This is a genomic window from Wenzhouxiangella sp. AB-CW3, from assembly GCF_014725735.1.
Classification (GTDB): domain Bacteria; phylum Pseudomonadota; class Gammaproteobacteria; order Xanthomonadales; family Wenzhouxiangellaceae; genus Wenzhouxiangella.
Map to the genome: position 1 here is coordinate 2,002,862 of NZ_CP061368.1, position 24,744 is coordinate 2,027,605.

The 24,744-nt window shown below is 63.1% G+C and carries 18 protein-coding genes; 16 read left to right on the forward strand and 2 right to left on the reverse strand.

Annotated features, from left to right (window positions below; all coding sequences use genetic code 11):
• The first annotated feature begins 36 nt into the window (after positions 1-36).
• The 8 genes from purB to IC757_RS08825 all read left to right on the forward strand — a co-directional run bounded on the left by purB (position 37) and on the right by IC757_RS08825 (position 10,355).
• Positions 37-1,425: an adenylosuccinate lyase gene (purB, locus tag IC757_RS08790; RefSeq protein ID WP_190973945.1), complete on the forward strand. Its 1,389-nt coding sequence runs from the start codon at positions 37-39 to the stop codon at positions 1,423-1,425.
• On the forward strand, positions 1,422-2,528 hold the full coding sequence (locus tag IC757_RS08795) for a cupin domain-containing protein (protein ID WP_190973946.1): 1,107 nt from the start codon (positions 1,422-1,424) through the stop codon (positions 2,526-2,528). Before purB ends, IC757_RS08795 begins: the two co-directional genes overlap by 4 nt.
• An 87-nt stretch (positions 2,529-2,615) precedes the next feature.
• On the forward strand, positions 2,616-5,420 hold the full coding sequence (locus IC757_RS08800; protein WP_190973947.1) for a 2-oxoglutarate dehydrogenase E1 component: 2,805 nt from the start codon (positions 2,616-2,618) through the stop codon (positions 5,418-5,420).
• A gap of 7 nt (positions 5,421-5,427) precedes the next feature.
• Positions 5,428-6,627, forward strand: coding sequence for a 2-oxoglutarate dehydrogenase complex dihydrolipoyllysine-residue succinyltransferase (gene odhB, locus IC757_RS08805; protein ID WP_190973948.1), 1,200 nt, complete (start codon positions 5,428-5,430; stop codon positions 6,625-6,627).
• A 218-nt stretch (positions 6,628-6,845) separates the two neighbouring features.
• Positions 6,846-8,273 carry a dihydrolipoyl dehydrogenase gene (gene lpdA / locus IC757_RS08810; RefSeq protein ID WP_190973949.1) on the forward strand — a complete coding sequence of 476 codons (1,428 nt, stop codon included), beginning with the start codon at positions 6,846-6,848 and terminating at the stop codon, positions 8,271-8,273.
• Between the two features lie 153 nt (positions 8,274-8,426).
• Complete coding sequence (locus tag IC757_RS08815; RefSeq protein WP_190973950.1) at positions 8,427-9,431, forward strand: YhdH/YhfP family quinone oxidoreductase; 1,005 nt, start codon at positions 8,427-8,429, stop codon at positions 9,429-9,431.
• 74 nt (positions 9,432-9,505) lie between these two features.
• Positions 9,506-9,871, forward strand: a complete 366-nt coding sequence (locus tag IC757_RS08820; RefSeq protein ID WP_190973951.1) for a PleD family two-component system response regulator — start codon at positions 9,506-9,508, stop codon at positions 9,869-9,871.
• A gap of 1 nt (position 9,872) precedes the next feature.
• Positions 9,873-10,355, forward strand: coding sequence for a peroxiredoxin (locus IC757_RS08825; protein ID WP_190973952.1), 483 nt, complete (start codon positions 9,873-9,875; stop codon positions 10,353-10,355).
• Between the two features lie 13 nt (positions 10,356-10,368).
• Here IC757_RS08825 and IC757_RS08830 read toward each other — a convergent pair whose 3' ends face one another.
• Positions 10,369-10,602 carry a twin transmembrane helix small protein gene (locus tag IC757_RS08830; RefSeq protein WP_190973953.1) on the reverse strand — a complete coding sequence of 78 codons (234 nt, stop codon included), beginning with the start codon at positions 10,600-10,602 and terminating at the stop codon, positions 10,369-10,371.
• A gap of 51 nt (positions 10,603-10,653) precedes the next feature.
• On the opposite strand from IC757_RS08830, the gene IC757_RS08835 reads away from it, so the two are divergent.
• Genes IC757_RS08835 through IC757_RS08855 form a run of 5 tightly spaced genes read left to right on the forward strand, consistent with a single transcriptional unit; the run spans position 10,654 to position 19,486 of the window.
• Positions 10,654-11,346: an SURF1 family protein gene (locus IC757_RS08835; protein WP_190973954.1), complete on the forward strand. Its 693-nt coding sequence runs from the start codon at positions 10,654-10,656 to the stop codon at positions 11,344-11,346.
• Positions 11,343-11,945 carry a hypothetical protein gene (locus tag IC757_RS08840; protein ID WP_190973955.1) on the forward strand — a complete coding sequence of 201 codons (603 nt, stop codon included), beginning with the start codon at positions 11,343-11,345 and terminating at the stop codon, positions 11,943-11,945. Before IC757_RS08835 ends, IC757_RS08840 begins: the two co-directional genes overlap by 4 nt.
• Complete coding sequence (cyoE, locus tag IC757_RS08845; protein WP_190973956.1) at positions 11,942-12,838, forward strand: heme o synthase; 897 nt, start codon at positions 11,942-11,944, stop codon at positions 12,836-12,838. The genes IC757_RS08840 and cyoE overlap by 4 nt, the downstream gene beginning before the upstream one ends.
• Positions 12,835-15,747 (forward strand): aminomethyl-transferring glycine dehydrogenase, encoded by a 2,913-nt coding sequence (gene gcvP, locus IC757_RS08850; RefSeq protein WP_190973957.1) that lies wholly within the window; start codon positions 12,835-12,837, stop codon positions 15,745-15,747. Before cyoE ends, gcvP begins: the two co-directional genes overlap by 4 nt.
• Before the next feature lie 49 nt (positions 15,748-15,796).
• Positions 15,797-19,486 (forward strand): S8 family serine peptidase, encoded by a 3,690-nt coding sequence (locus IC757_RS08855; RefSeq protein ID WP_190973958.1) that lies wholly within the window; start codon positions 15,797-15,799, stop codon positions 19,484-19,486.
• 13 nt (positions 19,487-19,499) lie between these two features.
• Here the strand turns inward: IC757_RS08855 and gyrA are convergent, their stop codons facing one another.
• Entirely contained in the window at positions 19,500-22,058 is a 2,559-nt protein-coding gene (gene gyrA / locus IC757_RS08860; protein ID WP_190973959.1) for a DNA gyrase subunit A, read from the reverse strand.
• A 231-nt stretch (positions 22,059-22,289) separates the two neighbouring features.
• Here gyrA and mtnA point away from each other — a divergent pair, with 231 nt between their 5' ends.
• The 3 genes from mtnA to IC757_RS08875 are packed head-to-tail and all read left to right on the forward strand — an operon-like array spanning position 22,290 to position 24,736.
• On the forward strand, positions 22,290-23,336 hold the full coding sequence (gene mtnA, locus IC757_RS08865) for an S-methyl-5-thioribose-1-phosphate isomerase (RefSeq protein ID WP_190973960.1): 1,047 nt from the start codon (positions 22,290-22,292) through the stop codon (positions 23,334-23,336).
• Between the two features lie 18 nt (positions 23,337-23,354).
• Positions 23,355-23,939: a peptidylprolyl isomerase gene (locus tag IC757_RS08870; protein WP_190973961.1), complete on the forward strand. Its 585-nt coding sequence runs from the start codon at positions 23,355-23,357 to the stop codon at positions 23,937-23,939.
• 23 nt (positions 23,940-23,962) lie between these two features.
• A complete protein-coding gene (locus IC757_RS08875) occupies positions 23,963-24,736 on the forward strand; it encodes a UDP-2,3-diacylglucosamine diphosphatase (protein WP_223846344.1) in 774 nt (257 codons plus the stop codon).
• The last annotated feature ends 8 nt before the right edge of the window (positions 24,737-24,744 follow it).

Consider the following 24,744-nt stretch of genomic DNA (forward strand, 5'->3'; position numbering starts at 1 on the left):
GCGCGCTGTTTACCGGCCCTTCGCGACAAGACTGCCATGACTTCCAATGCCATGAATGCCCTGACTGCACTCTCACCTCTCGACGGGCGTTATGCCGGCCGTCTGACCGGACTGCGCGACCTGTGCTCCGAGGCCGGGCTGATCCGCCACCGAGTCGTGGTCGAGCTGGCCTGGTTCAAGGCGCTGGCCGGCCATCCCGATTTCACTGCCCTGCCCGCACTGAGCCCGGATGACCAGCAATTTCTGGACCGGGTGGGCGAAGAATTCGGTCCGGACGATGCCGAGGCGGTCAAGAAGATCGAAGCCGGCACCAATCACGACGTCAAGGCGGTCGAGTACTGGCTCAAGCAGCGTCTGGACGAACGGCCCTCGCTGGCACCATTTTCCGAGTTCATCCACTTCGCCTGCACCTCGGAAGACATCAACAATCTGTCCTGGGCGTTGATCATACGCCGGGCCGTGGTCGAACAGCTCGATCCACTGCTGGCCCGCCTCGACGACCGTCTGCAGGCCATGGCCACCGAGCATGCCGCACTGCCCATGCTCTCGCGCACCCATGGTCAGACTGCCTCGCCGACCACGCTGGGCAAGGAAATCGCCAACGTGGTGTTTCGTCTCCGGCGCCAGCGGCGGCAGCTAGACCAGATCGAAATCACCGGCAAGATCAACGGTGCGGTCGGCAACTTCAATGCCCACCTGGCCGCTTGCCCGGAACTGGACTGGCCGGACCTGTCGCGTCAGGTGGTCGAAGACCTCGGCCTGATCTGGAACCCCTACACCACCCAGATTGAACCGCACGACATGATCGCCGAGGTTGCGCATGCACTCATGCGCATCAACACAATCCTGCTGGATTTCGCGCGCGATGCCTGGGGATACGTGTCACTGGGCTACTTCCGCCAGAAGCTGGTCGAGGGCGAAGTCGGTTCGTCGACCATGCCACACAAGGTCAACCCCATCGATTTCGAAAATGGCGAGGGCAATCTGGGCCTGGCCAATGCCCTGCTGGATCACCTCGGCGGCAAGCTGCCCATCTCGCGATTCCAACGCGACCTGACCGATTCCACCGTTCAGCGTTCACTGGGTTCGGCCTTCGGCTACTGCTCGCTGGCCTGGCAGTCCATCCTGCGCGGGCTGGATCGGATCGCCCCGGCACCCGAGCGCCTGGCCGAGGATCTGGATGAGGCCTGGGAAGTGCTGGCCGAGGCCGTACAAACCGTGATGCGCCTGCATGGCATTCCCGAGCCCTATGAAAAACTCAAGGCGTTGACGCGCGGCCAGGGCATCGACAGGGAGCGCATCCGCGAGTTCATCGCCGGACTCGACCTGCCGGAGGCCGATCGCGAACGCCTGCTGGCACTCACTCCAGCCGACTACACCGGCAATGCCGCCGACATGGCGCGGGCCATCACCCGGCATTCATGAATCCGGTCGAACGACTGGATCCGTTCGACGCCGATCGCTTCCTCGAAGAGTTCTGGCAGCGTCGTCCCTGCCTGATCGGCAACTGGATACAGGCCGCACCGCTGCCACTTGACGATCTGCTCGATGCCGCCGACTCTCTGAGCCTGCCGGCCCGGCTGATCCGAGGGCGTCAGGATCTGGCCGACTGGACCTTGCTGCATGGTCCGCTGGAGGCCGACGACCTGCCCGATACCCCCTCGGACTGGACCGTACTCGTCCAGGAGATGGACAAGGCCCGACCCGAGGTCGAGTCCGTACTGGATCGATTCCGAGAATTCCTGCCCGACTGGCTGCTCGACGATGTCATGATTTCACAGGCCGCGCCGGGCGGCTCGGTGGGCGCCCATGCCGATGCGTATGACGTTTTCCTGGTTCAGGTAGGCGGCACCCGCCTCTGGCAGCTCGCCGAAAACTTCGACACCACACTAGATAATCGCTTCGAACTCGCGCTGCTGGCTCGATGGCAGCCCGAGACCGAGGTGCGTGCAGAACCCGGCGACACACTTTATCTACCCGCCAGCATCGCCCATCATGGCGTGGCACAGAACACTTGTCAGACCTGGTCGGTCGGACTACGCACCCCAAGCGGACCGGAAATGCTTTTTCTGCTGGGGGAATTACTGACCGCACAGTCCCGGAATCCGGCGCGACTGTCGGTGCAGCAACCCGAGCGCGACAATCCGGCCCGCATCGGGTCCGGGCTGGTCACGGAAGCCAGGCGTTTGCTGGAACACACCCTGTCGATGCCGGATGCTGAGTTAGAGGCGCTGCTGGGTCGAATTCTTACCCAGTGGCGACTGTGGCCGCGCGACGAGGAGCCGGAGCTGGAAACGATTGTGCAGCACCTGGGCCGAAACCGCTCGCTGAAGCTTCATGGATCGGCGCGCCTGGCTATCCATGGCCGTCATGGCGAAGCGCATCTCACAATCAATGGCGAGCCCATCCGGTGCCCGTCTCCCCTGGCCCGGGAACTTGCTCAAACACGCCTCGTAGGGTCTGCGTGGCTCGAGTGCCGTGACGGCCTGGAACAACTTTGCGATCTGGGCGCAATCGATATCCCCTGATCGGCCCGGTTGGCAACACAGCACGCATCGGGGCCGTTATAATCACGAGTCGTTATCTGGCCATCCGATTTCCCTGGCACCAGCCCAATGACCGACGACTTGCAGGAGCAATACCGGGCCTCCCATCTGTCCGGCGGCAATGCCGCCTATGTGGAGGAATTCTACGAAGCATGGCTCGACGATCCCACGTCCGTTCCAGAACACTGGCAGAAGATCTTCAGGACATTCAGCGACAGCGCTGAAGACACGCGACATCGGGCCATAACCGAGTACTTCCGTGAACTGGCCGCCAACGGACATTATCGCGGCGGCGCCAGCGTTGCCGAAGACTTCAAGCAGGCCGGCGTACTCAGGCTGATCAACGCCTACCGCGTCAGAGGCCACCAGCGCGCCAGGCTCGACCCGCTCGACATCAGCCATCGCCCCGACGTGCCCGACCTCGAGCTGGGCTTTCACAGCCTGTCGGAAGCCGATCTGAACACCAGCTTCCACACCGGCTCGCTGGCCGGCCCCGACCACCGCCCGCTGTCGGAAATCATCGATATCTGCCAGCGCACCTACTGCGGCAGCATCGGTGTCGAGTACATGCACATCACCGACACCAACCAGCGGCGCTGGCTGCAGCAGCGGCTCGAAGGCGCTCATGGCAACTACACGCCGGATGCCGAAGAACGCAAGCGTCTGCTCGACAAGCTGTCGGCCGCCGAGGGCCTGGAAAAGTACCTGCACTCGAAGTACGTTGGCCAGAAGCGGTTTTCGCTGGAAGGCGGCGAGAGCATGATCCCGCTGTTCGACACTCTGATTCGCCATACCGGCAGCCAGGGTGTCAGGGAAATGGTCATCGGCATGGCCCACCGCGGCCGCCTCAATGTTCTGGTCAACATTCTTGGCAAAAGCCCGCGCGAGCTCTTTGCCGAGTTCGAAGGCGCGCTGGCCAAGGACGATCCCAACCGCAGTGGCGATGTGAAATACCACATGGGCTTCAGTTCCGATGTGCCGACCCCGGGCGGCCCCATGCACCTGGCGCTGGCGTTCAACCCGTCGCACCTGGAGATCGTCAACCCGGTCGTGGCCGGCTCGGCCCGCGCGCGTCAAACCCGCCTGGGTGACGAGCAACGTGAACAGGTTCTGCCCGTGCTGGTCCATGGCGATGCCGCCATTGCCGGCCAGGGCGTGGTCATGGAACTGCTCAACATGTCGCAGGCGCGTGGTTTTGCCGTCGGCGGCACCTTTCATGTCGTGGTCAACAACCAGATCGGCTTCACCACCTCGCACCCGCTTGATGCCCGCTCGACCTTCTACTGCACCGAAGTCGCCAAGATGGTCCAGGCGCCCATCCTGCACGTCAATGGCGACGATCCCGAGGCCGTGCTGTTTGCCACCCGCCTGCTGGCCGACTTCCGTCGCGAGTTCAAGAAGGATGTCGTGCTCGACCTGGTGTGTTATCGGCGCCACGGTCACAACGAGGCCGACGAACCGGCCGCCACCCAGCCACGCATGTACCAGGTCATCCGCAAACTGGACCCGGTGCGCAAGCAGTATGCCGACCAGCTCATCAAGGACGGGCTGGCCGAGAAGAAGGTCATCGATCAGGCTGCCGCCACCTACCGTGACAAGCTCGATGCCGGCGAACCGGTGGTTGAATTGCTCGACGAGCCCGTCGAGACCGTGGACTGGTCGCCCTATCTTGAAGGCGACTGGCAGGAAGCGGTCGAAACCGGCGTTGACCGCAACCGAATCAGGGAGCTTTCGGAGCGCCTTACCACGTTGCCGGAAGGCTTCAGCCTGCACAAGCAGGTCGAGCGCATCGTCGAAACCCGCCGCAAGATGGCCGCCGGCGAGACACCCATGGACTGGGGCTTTGCCGAAACCATGGCTTACGCCACCCTGGTCGAATCCGGCCATGGACTGCGCCTGGTCGGCCAGGATTCGGGACGCGGCACCTTCTTCCATCGACACGCTGTGCTGCACAATCAGGAAGACGGCAGTTCGCACCTGCCGTTGTCCACCCTGTCGGACAACAAGCGCCGCGTCACCGTCATCGATTCTCTGCTCTCGGAAGAGGCCGTGCTCGGCTTCGAGTACGGATATGCCACCGCCGACCCCGGAACACTGGTCATCTGGGAAGCGCAGTTCGGTGACTTCGTCAACGGCGCGCAGGTCGTCATCGATCAGTTCATCTCGTCGGGCGAGACCAAGTGGGGCCGCTTGTGCGGCCTGGCCATGTTCCTGCCGCACGGCTACGAGGGCCAGGGCCCGGAGCATTCGTCTGCCCGCCTGGAGCGTTTCATGCAGCTGTGCTCGGGCAACAACATCCAGGTCTGCGTGCCCACCCTGCCCTCGCAGATGTTCCACATGATCCGGCGGCAAATGTTGCGCCAGTTCCGCAAGCCGCTGATCGTGATGACGCCCAAGTCGCTGCTCAGGCACAAGTCGTCGACCTCCAGCCTCGAAGATCTTGAGAACGGTCAGTTCCAGCTGGTCATCGACGACCCGGCCGGGCTGGATGCCGACAAGGTCAAGCGGATTGTCTTCTGCTCCGGCAAGGTCTACTTCGACCTGGCCAAGCAGCGTGACGAAGACGAGATCGACGATATCGTTCTGGTTCGCGTGGAACAGCTCTACCCCTTCCCGCGCGAGGAAGTGCAGAAGATCATCGCCCGCTACGGCAAGGCCGGAGAAGTGGTCTGGTGCCAGGAAGAGCCGCTCAACCAGGGCGCCTGGTTCCAGATTCGTCACCACCTTCAGGCCTGCATTGCCGAGGGCCAGGAACTGTTCTATGCCGGCCGTGCCGGTTCGGCCTCCCCGGCAGTCGGCTATTACCAGGTACACATTGAACAACAAAAACGTCTGGTCGGCGATGCGCTGACCCATGGCAAAGGATCGGAGTGAAAAACCCATGAGTGTTGAAGTAAAAGTCCCCAACCTGCCCGAATCGGTATCCGATGCCACGGTCGCCAAGTGGCACAAGAAGCCCGGAGACAGCATCGCGCGCGATGAAAACCTGGTCGACCTGGAAACCGACAAGGTCGTACTGGAAGTTCCGGCGCCCGCCGACGGCGTCCTCAAGGACATCAGTGCCGAAGAAGGCGCCACCGTTGCCGAGGGCGAGCTGCTCGGCCTGATGGAAGAAGGCGAAGCGCCGGCCGCTGACGAGGAGAAAGACGATGAGCCGGCCAGCGACGATACCGGCGACAAGGGCAAGAAGGAAGAGTCGGCCGACAAGGCACCGTCCAGCAAGGGCCGTGACCGCTCGGCCGAAAAGGACCTGCCCCCCTCGGCCCGCCGGCTGGTGGCCGAGAACGACCTGGATGCCGGCAGCATCGAGGGCTCCGGCCGCGGTGGCCGGGTGACCAAGGGCGATGTCATGAAACACATGGCCGGCGGCGCCACCGGCCCTCGCCCGGAAGAGCGCGTCAAGATGTCGCGGCTGCGCTCGCGCATCGCCGAGCGCATGAAGGAAGCCCAGAACACGGCCGCCATCCTGACCTCGTTCAACGAAGTCAACCTCAAGGCGGTCATGGACATGCGCGCCCGCTACAAGGAAGATTTCCAGCAGCAGCATGGCGTCAAGCTCGGCTTCATGTCGTTTTTCGTCAAGGCCTGCTGCGAGGCGCTGCAGAAGCATCCGGTGGTCAACGCCTCGGTTGACGGCGAGGAGATCGTCTATCACGGCTACCAGGACATCGGCATTGCCGTGTCCACCGACCGCGGCCTGCTGGTGCCCATCCTGCGAGATGCTCATCGGATGAGCCTGGCCGAGATCGAACAGGGCATTGCCGACTACGCCGACAAGGCGCGCAAGGGCGCGATCCAGCTCGAGGACCTGCAGGGCGGCACTTTCACCATCACCAATGGCGGCGTATTCGGCTCGCTGCTGTCCACGCCGCTTCTGAACATGCCGCAAAGCGCCATCCTGGGCATGCACACCATCAAGGAACGGCCGATTGCCGAAAACGGCGAGATCGTCATCCGGCCGATGATGTACATCGCCCTGTCCTACGACCACCGCATCATCGACGGCAAGGACGCCGTGCAGTTCCTGGTCGCGGTCAAGGAAGCGCTCGAAGACCCCGCCCGCATGCTGCTGGGCCTTTAAAAATATGAGCAAACCGCAGATGAACGCAGATAAACGCTGATAGAAAACAGCACCCGCTTTCGGAAACGACTAGAAAGTAAAGATAGATACACCGGCTTATTCCTGTCAGTGACTCAAGGTACTTTCTGATCTGCGTTTATCTGCGTTCATCCGCGGTTACCAAATTCGATCTGCATGTTTGTGCAGTTCAAAAACGACAAGATTCAAGGTAAAGACACATGGCTGACAAGGAATTTGATCTGATCGTGATTGGTGGCGGCCCGGGTGGGTACGTGGCTGCCATTCGTGCCGCACAGCTGGAGATGAAGGTGCTGCTGGTCGACGACCGTCAGAACGCCGACGGCAAGCCGGCGCCGGGCGGCACCTGCCTCAATATCGGCTGCATCCCGTCCAAGGCGCTACTGGATTCCTCCAAGCACTACGCCCATGTGCGTGACGACTATGCCGACCACGGCATCCAGGTCGACCAGGTCGGCATCGACGTGTCGCAGATGCTCAAGCGCAAGGACCAGGTGGTCAAGCAGCTCACCGGCGGCGTCAGTCAGTTGCTCAAGGCCAACAAGATCGAGTTCGTCAACGGCCGTGGCAAATTGCTGGCCGACCGCGAAGTCGAGCTTTCCCCGCACGACGGCGATACCTACACGGCCAAGGGCAAGCACGTCATCCTGGCCGCCGGCTCGGTGTCGTTTTCCATTCCCAACGTGGAGATCGACAACGAAGCCATCGTCGACAATATCGGCGCACTCGAATTCCCCGAAGTCCCGGAACGCCTGGGTGTGATCGGGGCCGGCGTGATCGGTCTGGAACTGGGTAGCGTCTGGTCGCGTCTGGGCAGCGAGGTGATGCTGTTCGAAGCCCTCGACGAACTGCTGCCGGCACTGGACAAGGACGTTTCCCGCGCGGCCGCGCGCGAGTTCAAGAAGCAGAAACTCGATATCCGCCTGGGCACGAAGGTGTCCGGCGCCGAGGTCAAGGACGGCAAGGTCACGGTGACCTACGAGGACTCCGACGGAGAGCACAGCGAGACCTTCGACAAGCTGCTGGTGGCCGTGGGCCGCAAGGCAGCCAGCGAAGGACTGCTGGCCGATGATTCCGGCATCAAGCTGACCGATCGCGGCCAGGTCGAGGTCGACGACCATTGCCGGACCTCGGTCGATGGCGTCTGGGCCATCGGTGACCTGGTGCGCGGCCCGATGCTGGCCCACAAGGCCTCCGAGGAAGGCATAGCCGTGGCCGAGACCATTGCCGGCGGGCATGGTCACTTCGGCCTGGATACTGTCCCCTGGGTCATCTACACCGATCCCGAGATTGCCTGGGTGGGCAAGACCGAGAAGCAGCTCAAGGAAGAAGGCGTCGAGTACCGCGCCGGCAACTTCCCGTTTGCCGCTACCGGCCGAGGTCTGGCCATGGGCCATGCACCGGGCACCGTCAAGGTAATTGCCGATGCCGAGACCGACCGCTTGCTGGGCGTGCAGATCGTCGGCCCCAATGCCTCGGAACTGATCGCCGAATGCGTGGTGACCATGGAATTCGCCGGCGCCTCTGAGGACCTGGCCCGCATCATCCACGCCCACCCGACCCTGTCGGAAGCCGTGCACGAAGCCGCCCTGGCCGTGGACAAGCGCGCGATTCACAAGGCCAACTGAGCTTCGCTCAGTGAGTTGCAAGTTGTCGGTTGCAAGTTGCAAGCTCCCGTTACGCCGCGATGTGGCCAACGGTACTTGCAACTGACAACATACAACTTGCAACTTGACCCCCTGGAGTCATCGGCAGCATTGCACTAAAGGATCAAGCAAGGCATGACCAAACCCATCCCCGACAAATTCAAGGCCTTCCGCATCTTCGACGACGAGGATGGTTACCGTGCGCAGCTGGTCGAGCAGTCCATCGACGAGCAGTCGGAAGGTGATGTCGTCATCCGGGTGGCTTACTCCAGCGTCAATTACAAGGATGCGCTGGCCGGCACCGGCAAGGGCAAGATCCTGCGGCGCTTTCCGCTCAATGGCGGCATCGATGCGGCCGGCACCGTGGTGCAGTCGCAATCCGATCGTTTCATCGAAGGCGACGAGGTGCTGATCACCGGCTGCGGCCTGTCGGAAACCCGCGACGGCGGATACAGCGAATACATGCGTGCTCCCTCGGAGTGGCTGGTGCCGCTGCCCGAGGGCCTGACCCTCGAAGAATCCATGATCCTGGGCACGGCTGGCTTCACCGCCGCGCTTGCCCTGTGGCGTATGGAAGCCAATGGGCAGCAGCCCGACATGGGGCCGATCGCGATCACCGGCGCTTCCGGCGGCGTGGGTTCGATTGCCGTCGACATGTTCTCGCGCGCCGGCTACGAGGTCAGTGCCATTTCCGGCAAGGTCGAGGAGTTCGACTGGCTGCACGAACTCGGTGCCGCCCAGTGCATCTCCCGCCACGACCTGTACTGGCCGGAATCGCCGCTGGCCTCGGCGCAGTTTGCCGGCGCCTTCGACAATGTCGGTGGCGACATGCTCTCGGGCCTGACCCGTGTCATCCAGCCCTGGGGCAATATCGCCTCCTGCGGCATGGCCGGCGGCATTGGCGTGAACACCACGGTCATGCCCTTCATCATTCGCGGCATCACGCTGCTGGGCATCAATTCCGCCGGTTGCCCCTACGAGATCCGGGAACAGCTATGGCAAAAGCTGGCCGGCGACTGGAAACCACGACACCTGCCGTCCATCATGACCAACCGGACCGATCTGGACGGGTTGGGCGGAACTTTCGACAGGCTGCTGGCCGGTGGCGGCCAGGGGCGAACCATCGTCGAGATGGCCTGATGCCCCGGACGCGATCGGCGGCATTTCGGGTATGATGGCATCTACCTTACAGACCGACAAAGCAAGGGAACAAAATGGCCAAGATTCTTATCGTTGACGATTCGGAGACGCACCTGTACTCGCTGCAGAAGATTGTCGAAGGCGCTGGACACGAGGTGGTTACCGCGTCGAGCGGCGAGGAAGGGGTGGAGAAGTCGAAATCGCACACACCCGACCTGATTCTCATGGATATCGTGATGCCCGGCCTCAATGGGCTGCAGGCCACGCGCAAGATCACCAAGGATCAGGACACCGCCCACATCCCGGTGATCTTCGTCACCACCAAGGACCAGGAAACCGACCGGGTCTGGGGCATGCGCCAGGGTGCGGCTGCCTACATCACCAAGCCGGTGGACAAGAAGGAACTGCTCAAGGCCGTCGACCAGGCTCTGAGTGCCTGACATGGGCATTGCCGCGGGCGAACGGATTCCCGAGGCGGGCCTGATGGTGATGACGCCTAAAGGCCCTGCGCAGCGGACATCCACCGACCTGCTGGGCACCGGCCGCGTGGTGCTGTTTGCCGTTCCGGGACCGTTCACGCCAACCTGCTCGGCCCGACATCTGCCCGGGTTCAGCGAGCAGGTCGGACGCTTTCTCGATGCCGGCATCGACCGCATCGTCTGCATGGCCGTTCAGGATGTTTTCGTCATGGATGCCTGGGCCAGGGCAGCCGGCGCCGATGACCGTATTGTCATGGCAGCCGATGGCAATGGCGATTTCACCCGCACCCTGGGCCTGGAGCTGGATGCGCGGGCTTTCGGGCTGGGGTTTCGTTCCCAGCGGTTTGCCATGCTGGCCGAAGACGGCGTGGTGCGCCATCTACTGGTCGATAAGCCGGGTGAGTTTCGCGTCTCCAGCGCCGAGCACCTGCTCGGCAAGCTCTGAAACCCTTCTGGAATCAGCCGCCGGGTGCGACCGGGTACTGAACCGGGTTAACACCCTGGGGCTCGATCCAGCCCAGGTGAAAGCCGATCCACAGCATGATCACCAGACCCAGCGACAGGCCGACACGCCAGCTCAGCCGGCGCACCGTGCGTTCACCCTCGCCTGTATCGCGTATCAGAAAATAGAAGCTTGAGGCCAGGGTGTAGAGAATGACCGCGAACGCGCCAAGAATCAGTGTCTTGCTCAACAATGTGCCGTTCCGATGTGATCGTGACTGCCATTATAAGGGGCAAGCGTCATGATCCGGCATGCGCTGCCTCATGTTGCAGCGGCGCTGGTCATCGGCGCCGCCGTGTACCTGACCATGTGGCAGCTCGACCGGGCCGAATGGAAAAGTGAGCTGCTGGCCGACTGGGAAAGCGCCACGGCCAGCGACCTGGCGGCTGATGAGCCACCCGGGCGTTATGCCTTGGTCGAGGCCAGCGGAGACTTCGATCAAGAACGCCATGTTCTACTGGACAACCAGGTTCGCAACATGCAGCCCGGTGTCCATGTATTCACGCCGTTCCAGCCGCACGGCACGGACAAGACCTGGATGGTCAATCGCGGCTGGCAACCCTTGCCGCGAAGAGACGAGTTGCCGTCCTTCCCGACGCCGGGCGACAGCGTGACCATCGCCGGCCGCCTCTCCGAATTGCCCAGGGTCGGACTGGAAATCGGCCGGGCCTCCGAGCTCGACCCCGACCATTGGCCCAACCTGATGACCTACTTCGACCTGGAACGCATCCGTGATGCCTTGGGCGAAAATGTTGCTGATCGCATCGTGCTGCTCGAACCGGATCATCCCGCTCACCTGAGCGGCGATGAATGGGAGCCGGTCACGTTCGGGCCCGAGCGCCACCGCGCCTATGCATTTCAGTGGGCCAGCATTGGCATTGTCGTGTTCTTCATCTGGCTGATACTGACCATCAGGAGTTTGCGCCGATCATGAGCCGCACCACCATCATTGCCGTATTCGCGGTGTTTTTCACCCCGGTCATCGTCGCCGTACTCATGCACAGCGAGTGGTTTGAATGGCGCCCCAGTGAAACCCGAAATTACGGCGAGTTGCTCGAACCGCCCCACGCGCTGCCCGCCTTTGAGATCCAGCGAGCCGACGATGCCGCGCTGAGTCGCAATGACCTGCTCGAGCGCTGGCAGCTGATCCACGTGGCCGCGGGACCATGTTCCGAAGCCTGCGTGGAAACGCTCTACTGGCTGCGCCAGGTTCGCCGCGCCCAGGACCGCCACCAGCCCGACATCGATATCACCCTGGTCTCGAATACCGAAGTAGCAGACGATGTACGCGCCGACATCGAGGAACTGGCCGCCGGCATCCGGATTCTGGACGGCACGGCCGGTGCGAGCTTCAAATCCCTGCTGCCATCGGACCCGTCCGGGCCAATCAGCTACATTCTCGACCCCCAGGCCAATATAATATTGCGCTATCCCGACGGTTCGGATTTCAACGGCATGCGCCGTGACCTGCGACGACTGTTGACCTGGACCCGAACCGACCAGCCACCATCTCAACAAGCACCGGAGTTATGACCGCCACGGCCCTGCAGACGTCCCGGCAGTTCCTCGCCCTGTGCAAGCTGCGCATCGTCGCCCTGATCGTGTTCACGGCCGTGGTCGGCATGGCACTGGCCACGCCCGGCATGATCCCGCTCGCGGCACTGGTGGCCGGGTCGCTGGGCATTGGCCTGGCCGCCGCCAGCGCAGCGGCCATCAATCATCTGCTCGATGAACGGGCCGATCGCATCATGGCGCGCACGCGTCACCGCCCGCTTCCCGGCAAGCATCTCAGCAGAAGCCAGGTCATCGGCTTTGCCATCGCCCTGGCCGTCGTAGCCATGGCGCTTCTGCTGGCCTTCGTCAATCTCTTGACGGCCATTCTGACCTTTGCCGGACTGATCGGCTACGCCATCATCTACACCGCCTGGCTGAAGCGTGCCACGCCGCAGAATATCGTCATCGGTGGCGCTGCCGGAGCCATCCCACCCGTGCTGGGCTGGACCGCGGTTACCGGAGAGATCCACGGCCATGCGCTGATTCTGTTCCTGATCGTTTTTGTCTGGACGCCGCCCCACTTCTGGGCCCTGGCCATCCATCGCCGCGATGACTATGCCGCCGCCAACGTGCCCATGCTGCCGGTCACCCACGGCGTGGCCTTCACTCGCTGGCAGATCCTGTTCTATACCATCATCCTGGTGCTGGTCACCCTGCTGCCCTGGCTGACCGGCATGAGCGGCCTGGCCTACCTGGCCGGCGCCGTGGTACTCAACATCGGCTTTCTCGGCTATGCCATCGCCTTGATGAGAACAGACGACGAACAGCTTTCCATGCAGATGTTTCGCTACTCAGTGGTCTATCTTATGGCGCTGTTTGCCTTTCTTCTGCTCGACCATTACCTATTCGATCCCGCAAGAGTGATCCAATGACCGATAACCGCAATCCGGCCCCGACGCCACTGCACACGCTCGAGTCCCACGATGACTTCGTCGACCGCCACATCGGCCCGCGCGATGAAGACATTCGCGCCATGCTGGACACCATCGAGGCGGAGTCCCTCGAATCGCTGATGCAGCAGACCATGCCCGGCAGCATCCGGCACGATGGCGGGCTGGCCCTGCCGCCCAGCGACAACGAGGAGCGCGTGCTCGATCAGATACGCTCCATTGCAGCCCGCAACACCGTCACCCACAGCATGATCGGCCTGGGCTATCACCCCACCATCGTGCCCCCGGTCATTCTGCGCAACGTGTTCGAGAACCCGGGTTGGTATACCGCCTACACGCCCTACCAGGCCGAGATTTCCCAGGGGCGCCTCGAGGCGCTGCTGAACTTCCAGCAGATGGTCATGGATCTGACCGGCATGGAACTGGCCAATGCTTCCCTGCTCGACGAAGCCACGGCCGCCGCTGAGGCCATGGCCATGCTCAAGCGAGTCAACCGCAAGAACAAGAGCAATGTGTTCCTGGTCGATGCCAACTGCCTGCCGCAAACCATCGACGTGGTCCGGAATCGTGGCCACCACCTCGACCTGGACGTGCGCGTGTGCCATGACCTGGCCGCCGAACTGGCCGAAACCGACTGTTTCGGCGTTCTGATCCAGTACCCGGGCAGTGATGGTGCCGTACAGGCGCTGGATGAGCTGGTTTCCAGCGCGCATGAGCGCGGTGCGCTGGCTGCCGTGGCTGCCGATCTCATGGCCCTGGTCATGCTGAAAAGCCCGGGCGAGTCCGGTGCCGACTGCGTGGTCGGTTCGGCACAGCGCTTCGGTGTTCCCATGGGTTATGGCGGCCCCCACGCAGCCTTCTTCGCCACCCGCGAAGACTACCGTCGCAGTGTGCCCGGCCGCATCATCGGCGTATCGCGCGACCGCCACGACAACCCGGCCCTGCGCATGGCCCTGCAGACCCGCGAGCAGCATATCCGCCGCGAAAAGGCGATGAGCAATATCTGCACCGCGCAGGCCCTGCTGGCCGTCATGGCCGGTTTCTACGCCGTCTGGCACGGCGCCGACGGGCTGCGCAAGATTGCCGGTCGTATCCATCGTCACGCCTGCATCCTCGCCCACGGCATTCGCAAGGCCGGCTTCGAACTGGAACACGATGCGTTCTTTGACACCTTGCAGGTGCGAGTCGACGGTTCGCGTCGCGACGAAATCCTTCGTCAGGCACGCGAACAGGGCATCAACCTGCGCACTGAACGCGAAGGACTGATCGGTCTGTCCGTCAATGAACAGACCCGCAAGCATCACGTCGACAGTCTGCTGGCCCTGTTCGACCAGGCATCGAACGACGTACTCGCCATCGACGCTGAGCTGGGCAATGATTACCTGGCCATACCTGCCGATGTGCGTCGCAGCAGCTCTTTCCTGGAGCACGAGGTGTTCGGGCGCTACCACTCCGAGACCGAGATGCTGCGCTACCTCAAGCGCCTGGAGAACAAGGACCTGAGCCTGGCTCACGCCATGATCCCACTGGGCTCTTGCACCATGAAGCTCAATGCCACGGCCGAAATGATTCCGGTAACCTGGCCCGAGTTCTCCGATCTGCATCCCTTCTGCCCGTCCGACCAGGCCGGGGGCTATCACCAGCTCATCGATGAACTGGCTGGCTGGCTGGCCGAGATCACCGGTTTCGCCGCCGTTTCGTTGCAACCCAATGCAGGTTCCCAAGGCGAATACGCCGGGCTGCTGGCCATCAAGGGCTGGCATGAAGCGCGAGGCGAGAGTCAGCGCACAGTCTGCCTGATTCCGTCCTCGGCCCATGGCACTAATCCGGCCAGCGCCCAGATGACCGGCATGGACATTGTCGTGGTCAAGTGCGACAAGCAGGGCAATATCGATCTGGAAGACCTGGATGCCAGGATCGAGAAACATCGCGAGAAGCTCGCGGCCCTGATGATCACCTACCCCTCCACGCACGGCGTGTTCGAGGAAGACGTGGTCACCATCTGTCAGCGCGTGCGCGACGCCGGCGGACAGGTCTACCTGGACGGCGCCAACCTCAATGCCCTGGTGGGCTGGTCGCGCATTGCCGACTATGCCGACGTGTGTCACCTCAACCTGCACAAGACCTTCTGCATTCCGCACGGCGGAGGCGGGCCGGGCATCGGCCCGGTGGGCGTGCGTGAACACCTGGTGCCCTTCCTGCCCGGGCACCCCACCGGCCTGATCGAAGCCGAGCACGGCAGCAACCCGGCCATTGCCGCCGCGCCCTTCGGCAGCGCCGGCATCCTGCCCATCTCCTGGGTGTACATCCGCCTGATGGGCGCCGAAGGGCTCAAGCGCGCCACCGAGGTAGCCGTGCTCAACGCCAACTACATCGCCCGCCGACTGGCATCGCACTACGACATTCTCTACACCGGTCGCAACGGACGCATCGCCCACGAATGCATCGTTGACCTGCGCCCCTTCAAGGAGTCGGCTGGTATCACCGAGGAGGACGTGGCCAAGCGACTGATCGACTATGGCTTTCATGCCCCGACCATGTCCTGGCCGGTACCCGGCACGCTGATGATCGAACCGACCGAGAGCGAGTCAAAAGCCGAGCTGGACCGCTTCATTCAGGCCATGATCGCCATTCGCGGCGAGATCGAGCGCGTGGCCAGCGGCGAATGGGACGCCGAGAACAACCCGCTGAAGAATGCACCGCACACAGCGCTTGAACTGGCCGCCGAGGACTGGCCCCACGCCTACACACGCACCCAGGCCGGCTGGCCGGTTGCGGGACTGAAGCTGGACAAATTCTTCGCGCCGGTGGGCCGGGTCGACAATGTCTACGGCGACCGCAACCTGGTCTGCTCCTGCCCGCCCCTGGAAGACTGGCTGGAGGCCAGCTGAGCCTGCGGGCCCGGTCAACGCCATGCGACAGCAATCGGCTCAATTCAGCATGACCCGACCGCTAGTCGCACTGGCGATCCTGGGCCTGTTGATCGTCGGCTGGCTGGGGCCGGCATGGAGCGCAAGCGAAGACGACGTATGGGTTCGAGTTCACCACGAAACCGGCCATCCGGCCGCGCAGCGCGGCGCCGCGACAGCCGACCTGGACGATTACGGTGCGTTTCAGTGGGGCAGGCTCAGCGTCGACCAGGCCAGGGCCATGGAGCAGGCTGGTGGCCGTCTGACGCGGATCGAGAACCCCTTCGAGCTGAACCTCGGCGGCGAGCGCATCGACCTGCTGGATGAAACCGGACCCGGCCGCCGTGTGCCGCCGCACCAGGCGGCTGCGGAAGGCGATTTTCACCTGATCCAGTTCAGAGGGCCTGTGCGCAGTCAGTGGCTACAGGATCTACGTGGCACTGGCGTAACGGTGATCCAACCCATCCATCCATTCAGCTACTACGTTTGGGCTGATGCCGACCAGATCAGTGCCGCCTCACGCCTGCCCGATGTCCGCGCCTCGACCCCCGTCCGGCCTGCCTGGCGCATGCAGACCCTGGCAGGAACTCCCGATCAGCGTTCTCAGCAACCAATGCCGTACATGGCGTTGATCAGCCGTCACGCCCGTCGTGACACCCTTGAGAGAATGCGCTCGAAAGGCGCCGTGATTCATTCGGTGACCCGAGAGTCCGCCCACTTTGACGTGGTCCATCTGGTTGTTTCCGGCCAAAACTACCCCGACCTGGCCCGCATCCCCGGCATTTACGTCATCCAGCCGGTCCCCCGGGATCCCGGCCCGCGCGGCGAGATGAGCAACCAGTCCATCGTTGGCGGGTTCGATGGCGATAGCATCATCCCGGGCTATGCCGACTGGCTGGCCGTCACCGGCTACGACGGCGAAGGCATCACGGTCAGCGTGGTCGACAACGGCATCGACGAGGACCATCCGGACCTGATCGACAACATCCTGGACTGCCTGGGCCCGGGGGGCAGTTGTACCGGTGCAGCCGGCAGTCATGGCACCCATGTGGCCGGTGCGATTGCCGGTACCGGTCTGTCAGGCGAGATGGACCACAACGATTTCCTGCGTGGACAGGGTGCGGCGCCGTCCGCCAGCCTGGTCAACCAGGACTACCGACCCTTCCTCGGCACTGAGGAAGATGGCATGGTGGCCGATGGCATGCTGACCATCATGGCCGATGCCGCGCTCAGTGGCGCCATGATCAGCAACAACTCCTGGGGCCCGAGCGGCAGTCCGCAGGGCTATAACATTCCCTCGCGCCATATTGACCTGATCAGCCGTGATGCCCTGCCTGATGATCCCGACCAGCACCCGATTCTGGCTGTCTGGTCCATCATGAATGGATGGGGTGACAGCCCGGGTGCCTGCGCGCCAAGCTCGCTCGGCGCGCCGGACGAGGCCAAGAATCTGTTCGCCGTGGGTTCGACCAATCTGCAGAATGGCGACGGAGAGCAGCAGGCGATGGCGGAAATATTCAGCATCTCAGCCAACTCAGGACACGGACCGGCCTGCGACGGCCGCCGTGTACCCGATATTGTTGCTCCTGGATGTTCGACTGACAGCACAGACCTTTTTGGCGCACACAGCATGAAATGCGGCACTTCCATGGCCTCGCCCCTGGTCTCCGGCGCCGTTGCCGTTTGGGCCCAGCGCCATATCGACGAGACCGGCAGCCCACCCTCCGCGGCCCTGACCCGGGCGGTATTCTCCGCCGCGGCCCGGGACCTGGCCGGCGGCACCAACGCCGATGGCGGCACACTGGGCCACCGCCCCGACCGCTTCCAGGGATTCGGCCGCATCGACCTGGACGCCGTCATGAATCCAACCGGTGGCTCCGTTTTCCTGCTGGACCAGGAGGTGGTGTTCGACGACACGGGCCAGGACTGGGCACTCAACATCCAGGCGGCCGACCCCGACGAGCCGATCAAAGTCATGCTGACCTGGACCGACGCGCCCGGCCATGGAAACGGAGGCACCACGCCGGCCTGGGTCAATATTCTCGACCTGGTCGTCGAGGCTGGTGATGACAATACCTACCTGGGCAATGTCACCGGGCCTGACGGCTGGTCAGCACCCGGTGGCCAGCCGGACGACCGCAACAACAGTGAAGGGATCTGGCTGCGTCCCGACCAGCACCAGGGTCAGATTCAGCTCAATGTTCTGGCTACCAGCCTGGCTGGCGACGCCCTGAATCCTTATGACCCCGGCGACCCCAGCCAGGATTTCGCCATTGCCTGCTACAACTGCATCGAAGGCGATCCCGGCTTCAACCTGGCGCTGGAACCGACCTCGTTGCAGGCCTGCCTGAGCGATCAGGACGGCATTTTCGATATCGATGTACTGGCCAGCCCCGTCGGCCCCTACACCGAAACGGTAGAGCTGAATCAGCAGGGTCTGCCGGCCGATATCGACAGCAGTTTCGATCCGTCCAGCATCGATGTGCCCGGCAGCTCGACCTGGACGCTGTCGACCGATGAACACAGCGCGCCGGCTCATACACTGGTCACCGTCGAAGCCGAGGACGGCGAGGGCCTGAAGCGTAGCTCCACCCTGTATCTGCGCCTGGATGCGCCGTTGACCGAACTGCCCGACCCGGTCGCCCCGGCCGACAACAGCACTGACCAGTCGCTGACACCCGAAATCGCCTGGACTGCGGTCAGCGGGGAGCAAGCCCAGAACTACCAACTGCAGGTGGCCGCAACGTCCGACTTCAGCCAGCCGCTTGTCGATGAGCTGGTGTTCGGCACCTCTTTCGTGCCTGACGAGCCACTTCCAGGGCTAAGCGACCACTACTGGCGGGTGCGGGCCATCAACCTGTGCGGGCCTGGCAACTGGTCCCCGGTCAGACAGTTCACCACGCGTCCGGCACCGCTGATTGCCGTGTCACCCGAAGTACTGACATTCGTGGTACCAGTCGACGGCCAGGCGCAGCAGTCGCTGCTCATCGACAACAGCGGGACCGGTGACCTGCAGTTCGATATTGCCACCAACAGGCCCGGACAGGCCGCAAGTGGCGCCCAGGCCCTCATCAGCTTCGATGACCCTGCGAACTGGCAGTTGATCAATGATCCCGAAGCGGTCGCCGGCTCGGTCGAATTCACTCAGAACGCGGCCCTGGAGATCCTGCTGATCGGCGGTGATGACGGGGTCGGTGGCAATACCGACCTGCAAATTGACATCCCGGCCGATGGCACTCTGCAGTTCGACTGGGGCTACCAATCGCTGGATCCCGGCAACTTCGATTCCGCCAGCTACCTGATCAACCAGGACGAAACCGAACTGGCCGACAATGACAGCCAGGTGTCTTTCCACCAGGCCCAGGCCTCGGTCAGTGTCGGGGCCGGCGACCGGTTCACCCTCCGCGTCAACACCGTCGATGGCCTGTTCGGACCGGGTGAGCTTGGCGTTACCGGAGTGCAACTGGAAGTCGAAGCCTGCAACGATTCGGCACCCGGCGCCGACTGGCTCGATGTCGCGCCGAGCGACGGCTTGATTTCAGGCGGCGACAGCGCCCCGGTCGAGGTCACGGTCGACAGCAGCGGACTGTCCGATGGGCTGCACCATGCCGTGCTGTGCGTGGCCAGCAACGCCGATAATGACGAGTTGCTTGCCATTCCGGTGCAACTGGAAGTCGGTTCTCCACCCATCTTCCACGACCGCTTCGAAGCTGACGACTGAATCGGCCCCTCGACTACTCTTCGGTCTCGGCGGCGGCTTCCTCGTCTTCGGCTGCGGCCACCCGTGCCAGGCCGATCAACTGTTCGTTCTTGCCCAGCCGCATCAGGGTCACGCCCTGGGTATTGCGGCCCAGTCGCGAAATCTCGTCGACCGAGGTCCGCACCAGGGTGCCGGCATTGGAGGTGAGCATCACGTCGTCTTCTTCACTCACGCCCAGCGCCGCGACCAGCGGACCATTTCGGCCACTGGTCTGAATACCGATCACGCCCTGCCCACCACGGCGGTAGACCGGGAATTCCTCGAGATCGGTGCGCTTGCCATAGCCGTTGGCCGTGGCCAGCAGCACGTCTCCATCGTCGGCAACCAGCATGGAGACCACTTCCTGATCGTCCTTGAGACGAATCCCAACGACACCACGAGTCTGTCGACCCATGGGTCGCACATCGGACTCGTTGAAGCGGATGGTCTTGCCGGCCGATGAAAACAGGAGAATGTCGCGCTCACCGTCGGTAAAGGCCACATCGACCAACTCGTCGCCCTCCTCCAGCAACACCGCCCAGATACCATTGGAACGGATATTGGCAAAGTCCGACAGCGGGGTCTTCTTGACCCGCCCGGCCCGGGTGGCGAAAAACACGAACCAGTCGTCGGAAAACTCCCGGGTCGGCAGCACGGCGTTAATGCGTTCGCCCTCTTCGAGCGGCAGCAGGTTGACCATGGGCCTGCCCCGGCTGTTGTGCCCGGCCTGGGGCAGTTGGTACACCTTGGTCTTGTACACCTTGCCGGCCGAGGTAAACACCAGCAGCGTGTCATGGGTATTGGTCACCCAGAAACGTTCGACGAAATCCTCGTTCTTGGTGCGCGCAGCCGATCGCCCCCGGCCACCACGCTTCTGCGACTGGTAGCGGTCCAGCGGCTGATACTTGGCATAGCCGGCATGTGACAGCGTGACCACCACGTCTTCCGGGGTGATCAGGTCTTCCATGGTCAGGTCGAGATGATCACGCACGATCTCGGTGCGGCGCGGATCGGCGTACTGCTCCTGCAGCGCCTCCAGTTCCTCGCGAATCACGCCCATCAGCGCGTCAGGCTCGGACAGGATGCGCATCAGCTCGCGAATGGTCTCGAGGATCTCCTCGTATTCTTCAGAGAGCTTGTCCTGTTCCAGGCCAGTGAGCTTCTGCAATCGCAGATCCAGAATGGCCTGGGCCTGCTGGGGCGAGAGCTGGTAGCCGCGCTCGTCCAGTCCGTACTCCGGCAACAGGTCTTCCGGGCGCGACATATCGGCGCCGGCACGCCCAAGCAGAGCGGCCACCAGGCCGGCGTCCCAACGACGGGACTGCAGCGCCTCGCGCGCATCGGCAGGCGTCTTGGAGGCCTTGATCAGGGCAATGACTTCGTCGAGATTGGCCAGGGCAACGGTCAACCCCTCGAGAATATGGGCACGTTCCCTGGACTTGCGCAGCTCGTAAAGGCTGCGCCGCGTCACCACCTCGCGGCGATGGGCCAGGAAGGCCGACAGGGCCTGGCGGATATTGAGCAGCTTGGGCTGACCGTCGACCAGTGCGACCATGTTGATGCCGAATACGGTCTGCAACTGGGTGAGCTGGAACAGATTGTTGAGCACCACCTCGGCCACTTCGCCGCGCTTGAGCTCGATGACCATGCGCATGCCGTCCTTGTCGGACTCATCACGCAGTTCGCTGATGCCCTCGAGTCGCTTCTCCTTGACCAGCTCGGCAATCTTTTCCAGCAGCCGCGCCTTGTTGACCATGTACGGCAGCTCGTTGACCACGATGCGGACGCGCCCGCTGCTGTCATCGGTCTCGATCTCGGTGCGAGCCCGAAGATAGATGCGCCCGCGGCCCGTCTCGTAGGCCTGGCGGATACCGCTGGCGCCGTTGATGATGGCGGCGGTGGGGAAATCCGGGCCTGGCATGTATTCCATGATCCCGTCGATGTCGATCTCGGGATCCTCGATCATCGCCAGCAGGGCACGAATCACCTCATCCAGGTTGTGCGGCGGGATATTGGTGGCCATGCCCACTGCAATGCCGGAAGCACCGTTGACCAGCAGGTTCGGGACCCGGGTCGGCAGAACCGTGGGTTCCGACTCCGACTCATCGTAGTTGGGAATGAAGTTGACCGTTTCCTTGTCGATGTCGGCCAGCAACTGGTGCGACAGCCGGGCCATGCGCACCTCGGTATAACGCATGGCGGCGGCCGAATCGCCATCGATGGAACCAAAGTTGCCCTGCCCGTCGACCAGCATGTAGCGCATGGAAAACGGCTGGGCCATGCGCACGATGGTGTCGTAGACGGCGCTGTCACCGTGCGGGTGGTATTTACCGATCACGTCACCCACCACGCGCGCCGACTTCTTGTACGGCTTGTTGTAGTCGTTGCCCAGTACATGCATCGCGAACAGCACACGCCGGTGAACCGGCTTGAGACCATCGCGAACGTCCGGGAGCGCCCGACCCACGATCACGCTCATGGCGTAATCGAGGTAGGACTGACGCATCTCGTCTTCCAGGTTGACCTGGAGCACTTCACGTGCCATTTCCGCCATCGGGAGAGATCCTGTCTGTCAGCGACCGGGCGCCATGCAAGCGCCTGATTTGGTTAGGCTTTCACTCCACCCCAAGGACTGTGTCGCAAGCCCTCGGAAATGAAAGCAACAAACGTGAAATTTTACCACAGGCCACCATTTCGAGGCAGCCTGCCGGCAAGCCGGAGGATGCGGCCGACATTAACCCGGCAAACTGCGCATTCCGCCCCCGGCTTGCGTAGAATGCCGGTCATGACGACACACTCCTCCATGCCTGGGCACGACATTCAGGCCATCATTTTCGAGCGCGGCGTGCTCAGGCTGCTAGATCAGCGTCTGCTGCCGGCCCGGACCGACTGGCTGACGCTGGACCGTAGCGACGAAGTGGCACGGGCCATTGCCGACCTGGTGGTGCGTGGCGCCCCGGCCATTGGTATTGCCGCCGCGTATGGCGCGGTCATCGCCGCCGCGCAGGACGGAGACGATCCCGAGGCCTGGGAGCGGCGCCTGGAGCAACTGGAGCAGGCCCGGCCTACCGCGGTCAACCTGGCCTGGGCACTGGCGCGCATGCGCCGTGCGGCTAAGCGGCACGGTTCGCCCGATCCGACAATGCTGGAAGCCGAGGCGCGCGGCATTCACGCCGAGGACGTGGCCGCCAACCAGGCCATGGCCGCAGCCGGCAGCGCCTGCATCGACGCGGGCTCGGGCGTGCTCACCCACTGCAATACCGGGGCGCTGGCAACCGGAGGCATTGGCACGGCCCTGGGCGTGGTGGCCGCCGCCTACCGGGCCGGCAAAATCAGGCGAATTTTTGCCGGCGAAACCCGCCCCTGGCTTCAGGGCGCCCGGCTCACGGCCTGGGAACTGGCCCGGATGGACATGCCGTTCAAAGTCGTTATCGAAGGTGCAGCCGCAGCATTGATGGCTTCCGGCCAGGTGCAATGGGTGATTACCGGCGCCGACCGCATCGCCGCCAATGGGGATGTCGCCAACAAGATCGGCACCTGTTCGCTGGCCGTCATCGCCCGCCACTACGGCGTTCGCGTCATGGTGGTCGCCCCCTCCTCCACCGTCGATCCAGACACCCCCTCGGGACAGGACATTGCCATCGAGCAACGCGATCCGGGAGAGATCTGGCGGGCGGCAGGTCTGGATCACACCCCGCCGGGCTTCGATGCCTGGAACCCGGTATTCGATATCACCCCGGCCACACTGGTCGACTGCATCGTCACCGAGGCCGGCGTGCACCATCCGCCCTACCGATTCGCCGCCCGAGACAGTATCATTGGCACCCCCTGAACAAGAGATTTTTGGAACATGCGCACAACCCTGCATATCCTGACTGTTCTTGTCCTGGCCCTGCCCGTGGCGGCAATGGCCGACGAACCTGCATCAACGGAGAATCCCAGCGTGATCCTGCACACCAACCATGGCGCCATTACCGTCGAGCTGTTTGAAGACGATGCGCCGATCAGCGTCGAAAACTTTCTGAACTATGCCCGCGACGGACATTACGACGGCACGCTGTTCCACCGCGTGATCGATAACTTCATGATCCAGGGCGGCGGTTTCGACACCGACTTCGAACAGAAATCCACCGGCGATCCGATCAAGAACGAAGCGGACAATGGCCTGAAAAACGAGCGTGGCACCCTGGCCATGGCGCGGACCAACGATCCGCACTCGGCCACCGCGCAGTTCTTCATCAACGTCAGCGACAACGAATTCCTCAACCATCGTGGAACCCAGTCGGGCCAGGCCTGGGGTTATGCCGTGTTCGGTCGGGTCGTCGATGGCATGGATGTTGTCGATGCCATTCGCCAGGTTCCTACCGGCATCCACGGTCATCACCGCGACGTACCTGAAGAGCCGGTCATCCTCGAGCGGGTGGAACTGCCCTGAGTTCCGTCGCTCCCATCTACCTGATCGCGGATCTGCACCTCGATCCGCAGCGCCCGGAAACCACGCGCCTGCTCGTCGATTTTCTCGATGGGCCGGCGCGCCAGGCCCGGGCGCTTTACATTCTGGGCGATCTGTTCGAGGCCTGGATCGGGGATGATGGCATTGGTGCGATGGAGCGCGATGTGGCCGCGGCCAGCGCCCGGCTGGCCGAACAGGGGGTCGAGGTTCGCTTTCTGTGCGGCAACCGCGACTTCCTGGTCGGCGACGATTACTGCCAACTGGCCCGAATGGAGCGCATCGAAGAGCCGTGGCATCTGAACCATGCCGGAACCGAGGTCTTGCTGATGCATGGCGATATCCTGTGTACCGACGATGTCGCCTATCAGCGCTTCAGGCGCAAGGCGCGCAACCCAGACTGGCAACGCAAGGTACTGTCCTACCCGCTATGGCTGCGCCGCACCCTGGCGCGGCTGGCGCGCTGGCGCAGCAAGCGGCACACGGGCCAGACCGGTCAGCAGATCATGGATGTCAACGCCGATGCCGTGAGCGAATGCTTTCGTCATCACTCGGGCGTCCGGCGCATCATCCATGGCCATACTCACCGGCGGGCCATTCACGATATCGAGGTCGACCAGCGCCACTGCCAGCGCATCGTGCTCGGCGACTGGCACGAGGAAGGCAGTGCGATCCGCATTGATGAAAACGGCATTGCCATGCTCACCATCGCCCGCGATCCAGATGGCGAGATCGAGCTCCGCCTGCATGAAACAGCCGCCCCGCTGGCCGGCAACACCTGAGAGAAAAA

Coding starts and splice junctions, on each gene's coding strand:
- mtnA (WP_190973960.1), top strand. CDS start 22,290: ATGACGACACACTCCTCCATGCCTGGGCACGACATTCAGGCCATCATT.
- gyrA (WP_190973959.1), bottom strand. CDS start 22,058: ATGGCGGAAATGGCACGTGAAGTGCTCCAGGTCAACCTGGAAGACGAG.
- IC757_RS08840 (WP_190973955.1), top strand. CDS start 11,343: ATGAGCCGCACCACCATCATTGCCGTATTCGCGGTGTTTTTCACCCCG.
- IC757_RS08795 (WP_190973946.1), top strand. CDS start 1,422: ATGAATCCGGTCGAACGACTGGATCCGTTCGACGCCGATCGCTTCCTC.
- cyoE (WP_190973956.1), top strand. CDS start 11,942: ATGACCGCCACGGCCCTGCAGACGTCCCGGCAGTTCCTCGCCCTGTGC.
- gcvP (WP_190973957.1), top strand. CDS start 12,835: ATGACCGATAACCGCAATCCGGCCCCGACGCCACTGCACACGCTCGAG.
- IC757_RS08820 (WP_190973951.1), top strand. CDS start 9,506: ATGGCCAAGATTCTTATCGTTGACGATTCGGAGACGCACCTGTACTCG.
- IC757_RS08800 (WP_190973947.1), top strand. CDS start 2,616: ATGACCGACGACTTGCAGGAGCAATACCGGGCCTCCCATCTGTCCGGC.
- IC757_RS08815 (WP_190973950.1), top strand. CDS start 8,427: ATGACCAAACCCATCCCCGACAAATTCAAGGCCTTCCGCATCTTCGAC.
- odhB (WP_190973948.1), top strand. CDS start 5,428: ATGAGTGTTGAAGTAAAAGTCCCCAACCTGCCCGAATCGGTATCCGAT.
- IC757_RS08835 (WP_190973954.1), top strand. CDS start 10,654: ATGATCCGGCATGCGCTGCCTCATGTTGCAGCGGCGCTGGTCATCGGC.
- IC757_RS08825 (WP_190973952.1), top strand. CDS start 9,873: ATGGGCATTGCCGCGGGCGAACGGATTCCCGAGGCGGGCCTGATGGTG.
- lpdA (WP_190973949.1), top strand. CDS start 6,846: ATGGCTGACAAGGAATTTGATCTGATCGTGATTGGTGGCGGCCCGGGT.
- IC757_RS08855 (WP_190973958.1), top strand. CDS start 15,797: ATGACCCGACCGCTAGTCGCACTGGCGATCCTGGGCCTGTTGATCGTC.
- purB (WP_190973945.1), top strand. CDS start 37: ATGACTTCCAATGCCATGAATGCCCTGACTGCACTCTCACCTCTCGAC.
- IC757_RS08870 (WP_190973961.1), top strand. CDS start 23,355: ATGCGCACAACCCTGCATATCCTGACTGTTCTTGTCCTGGCCCTGCCC.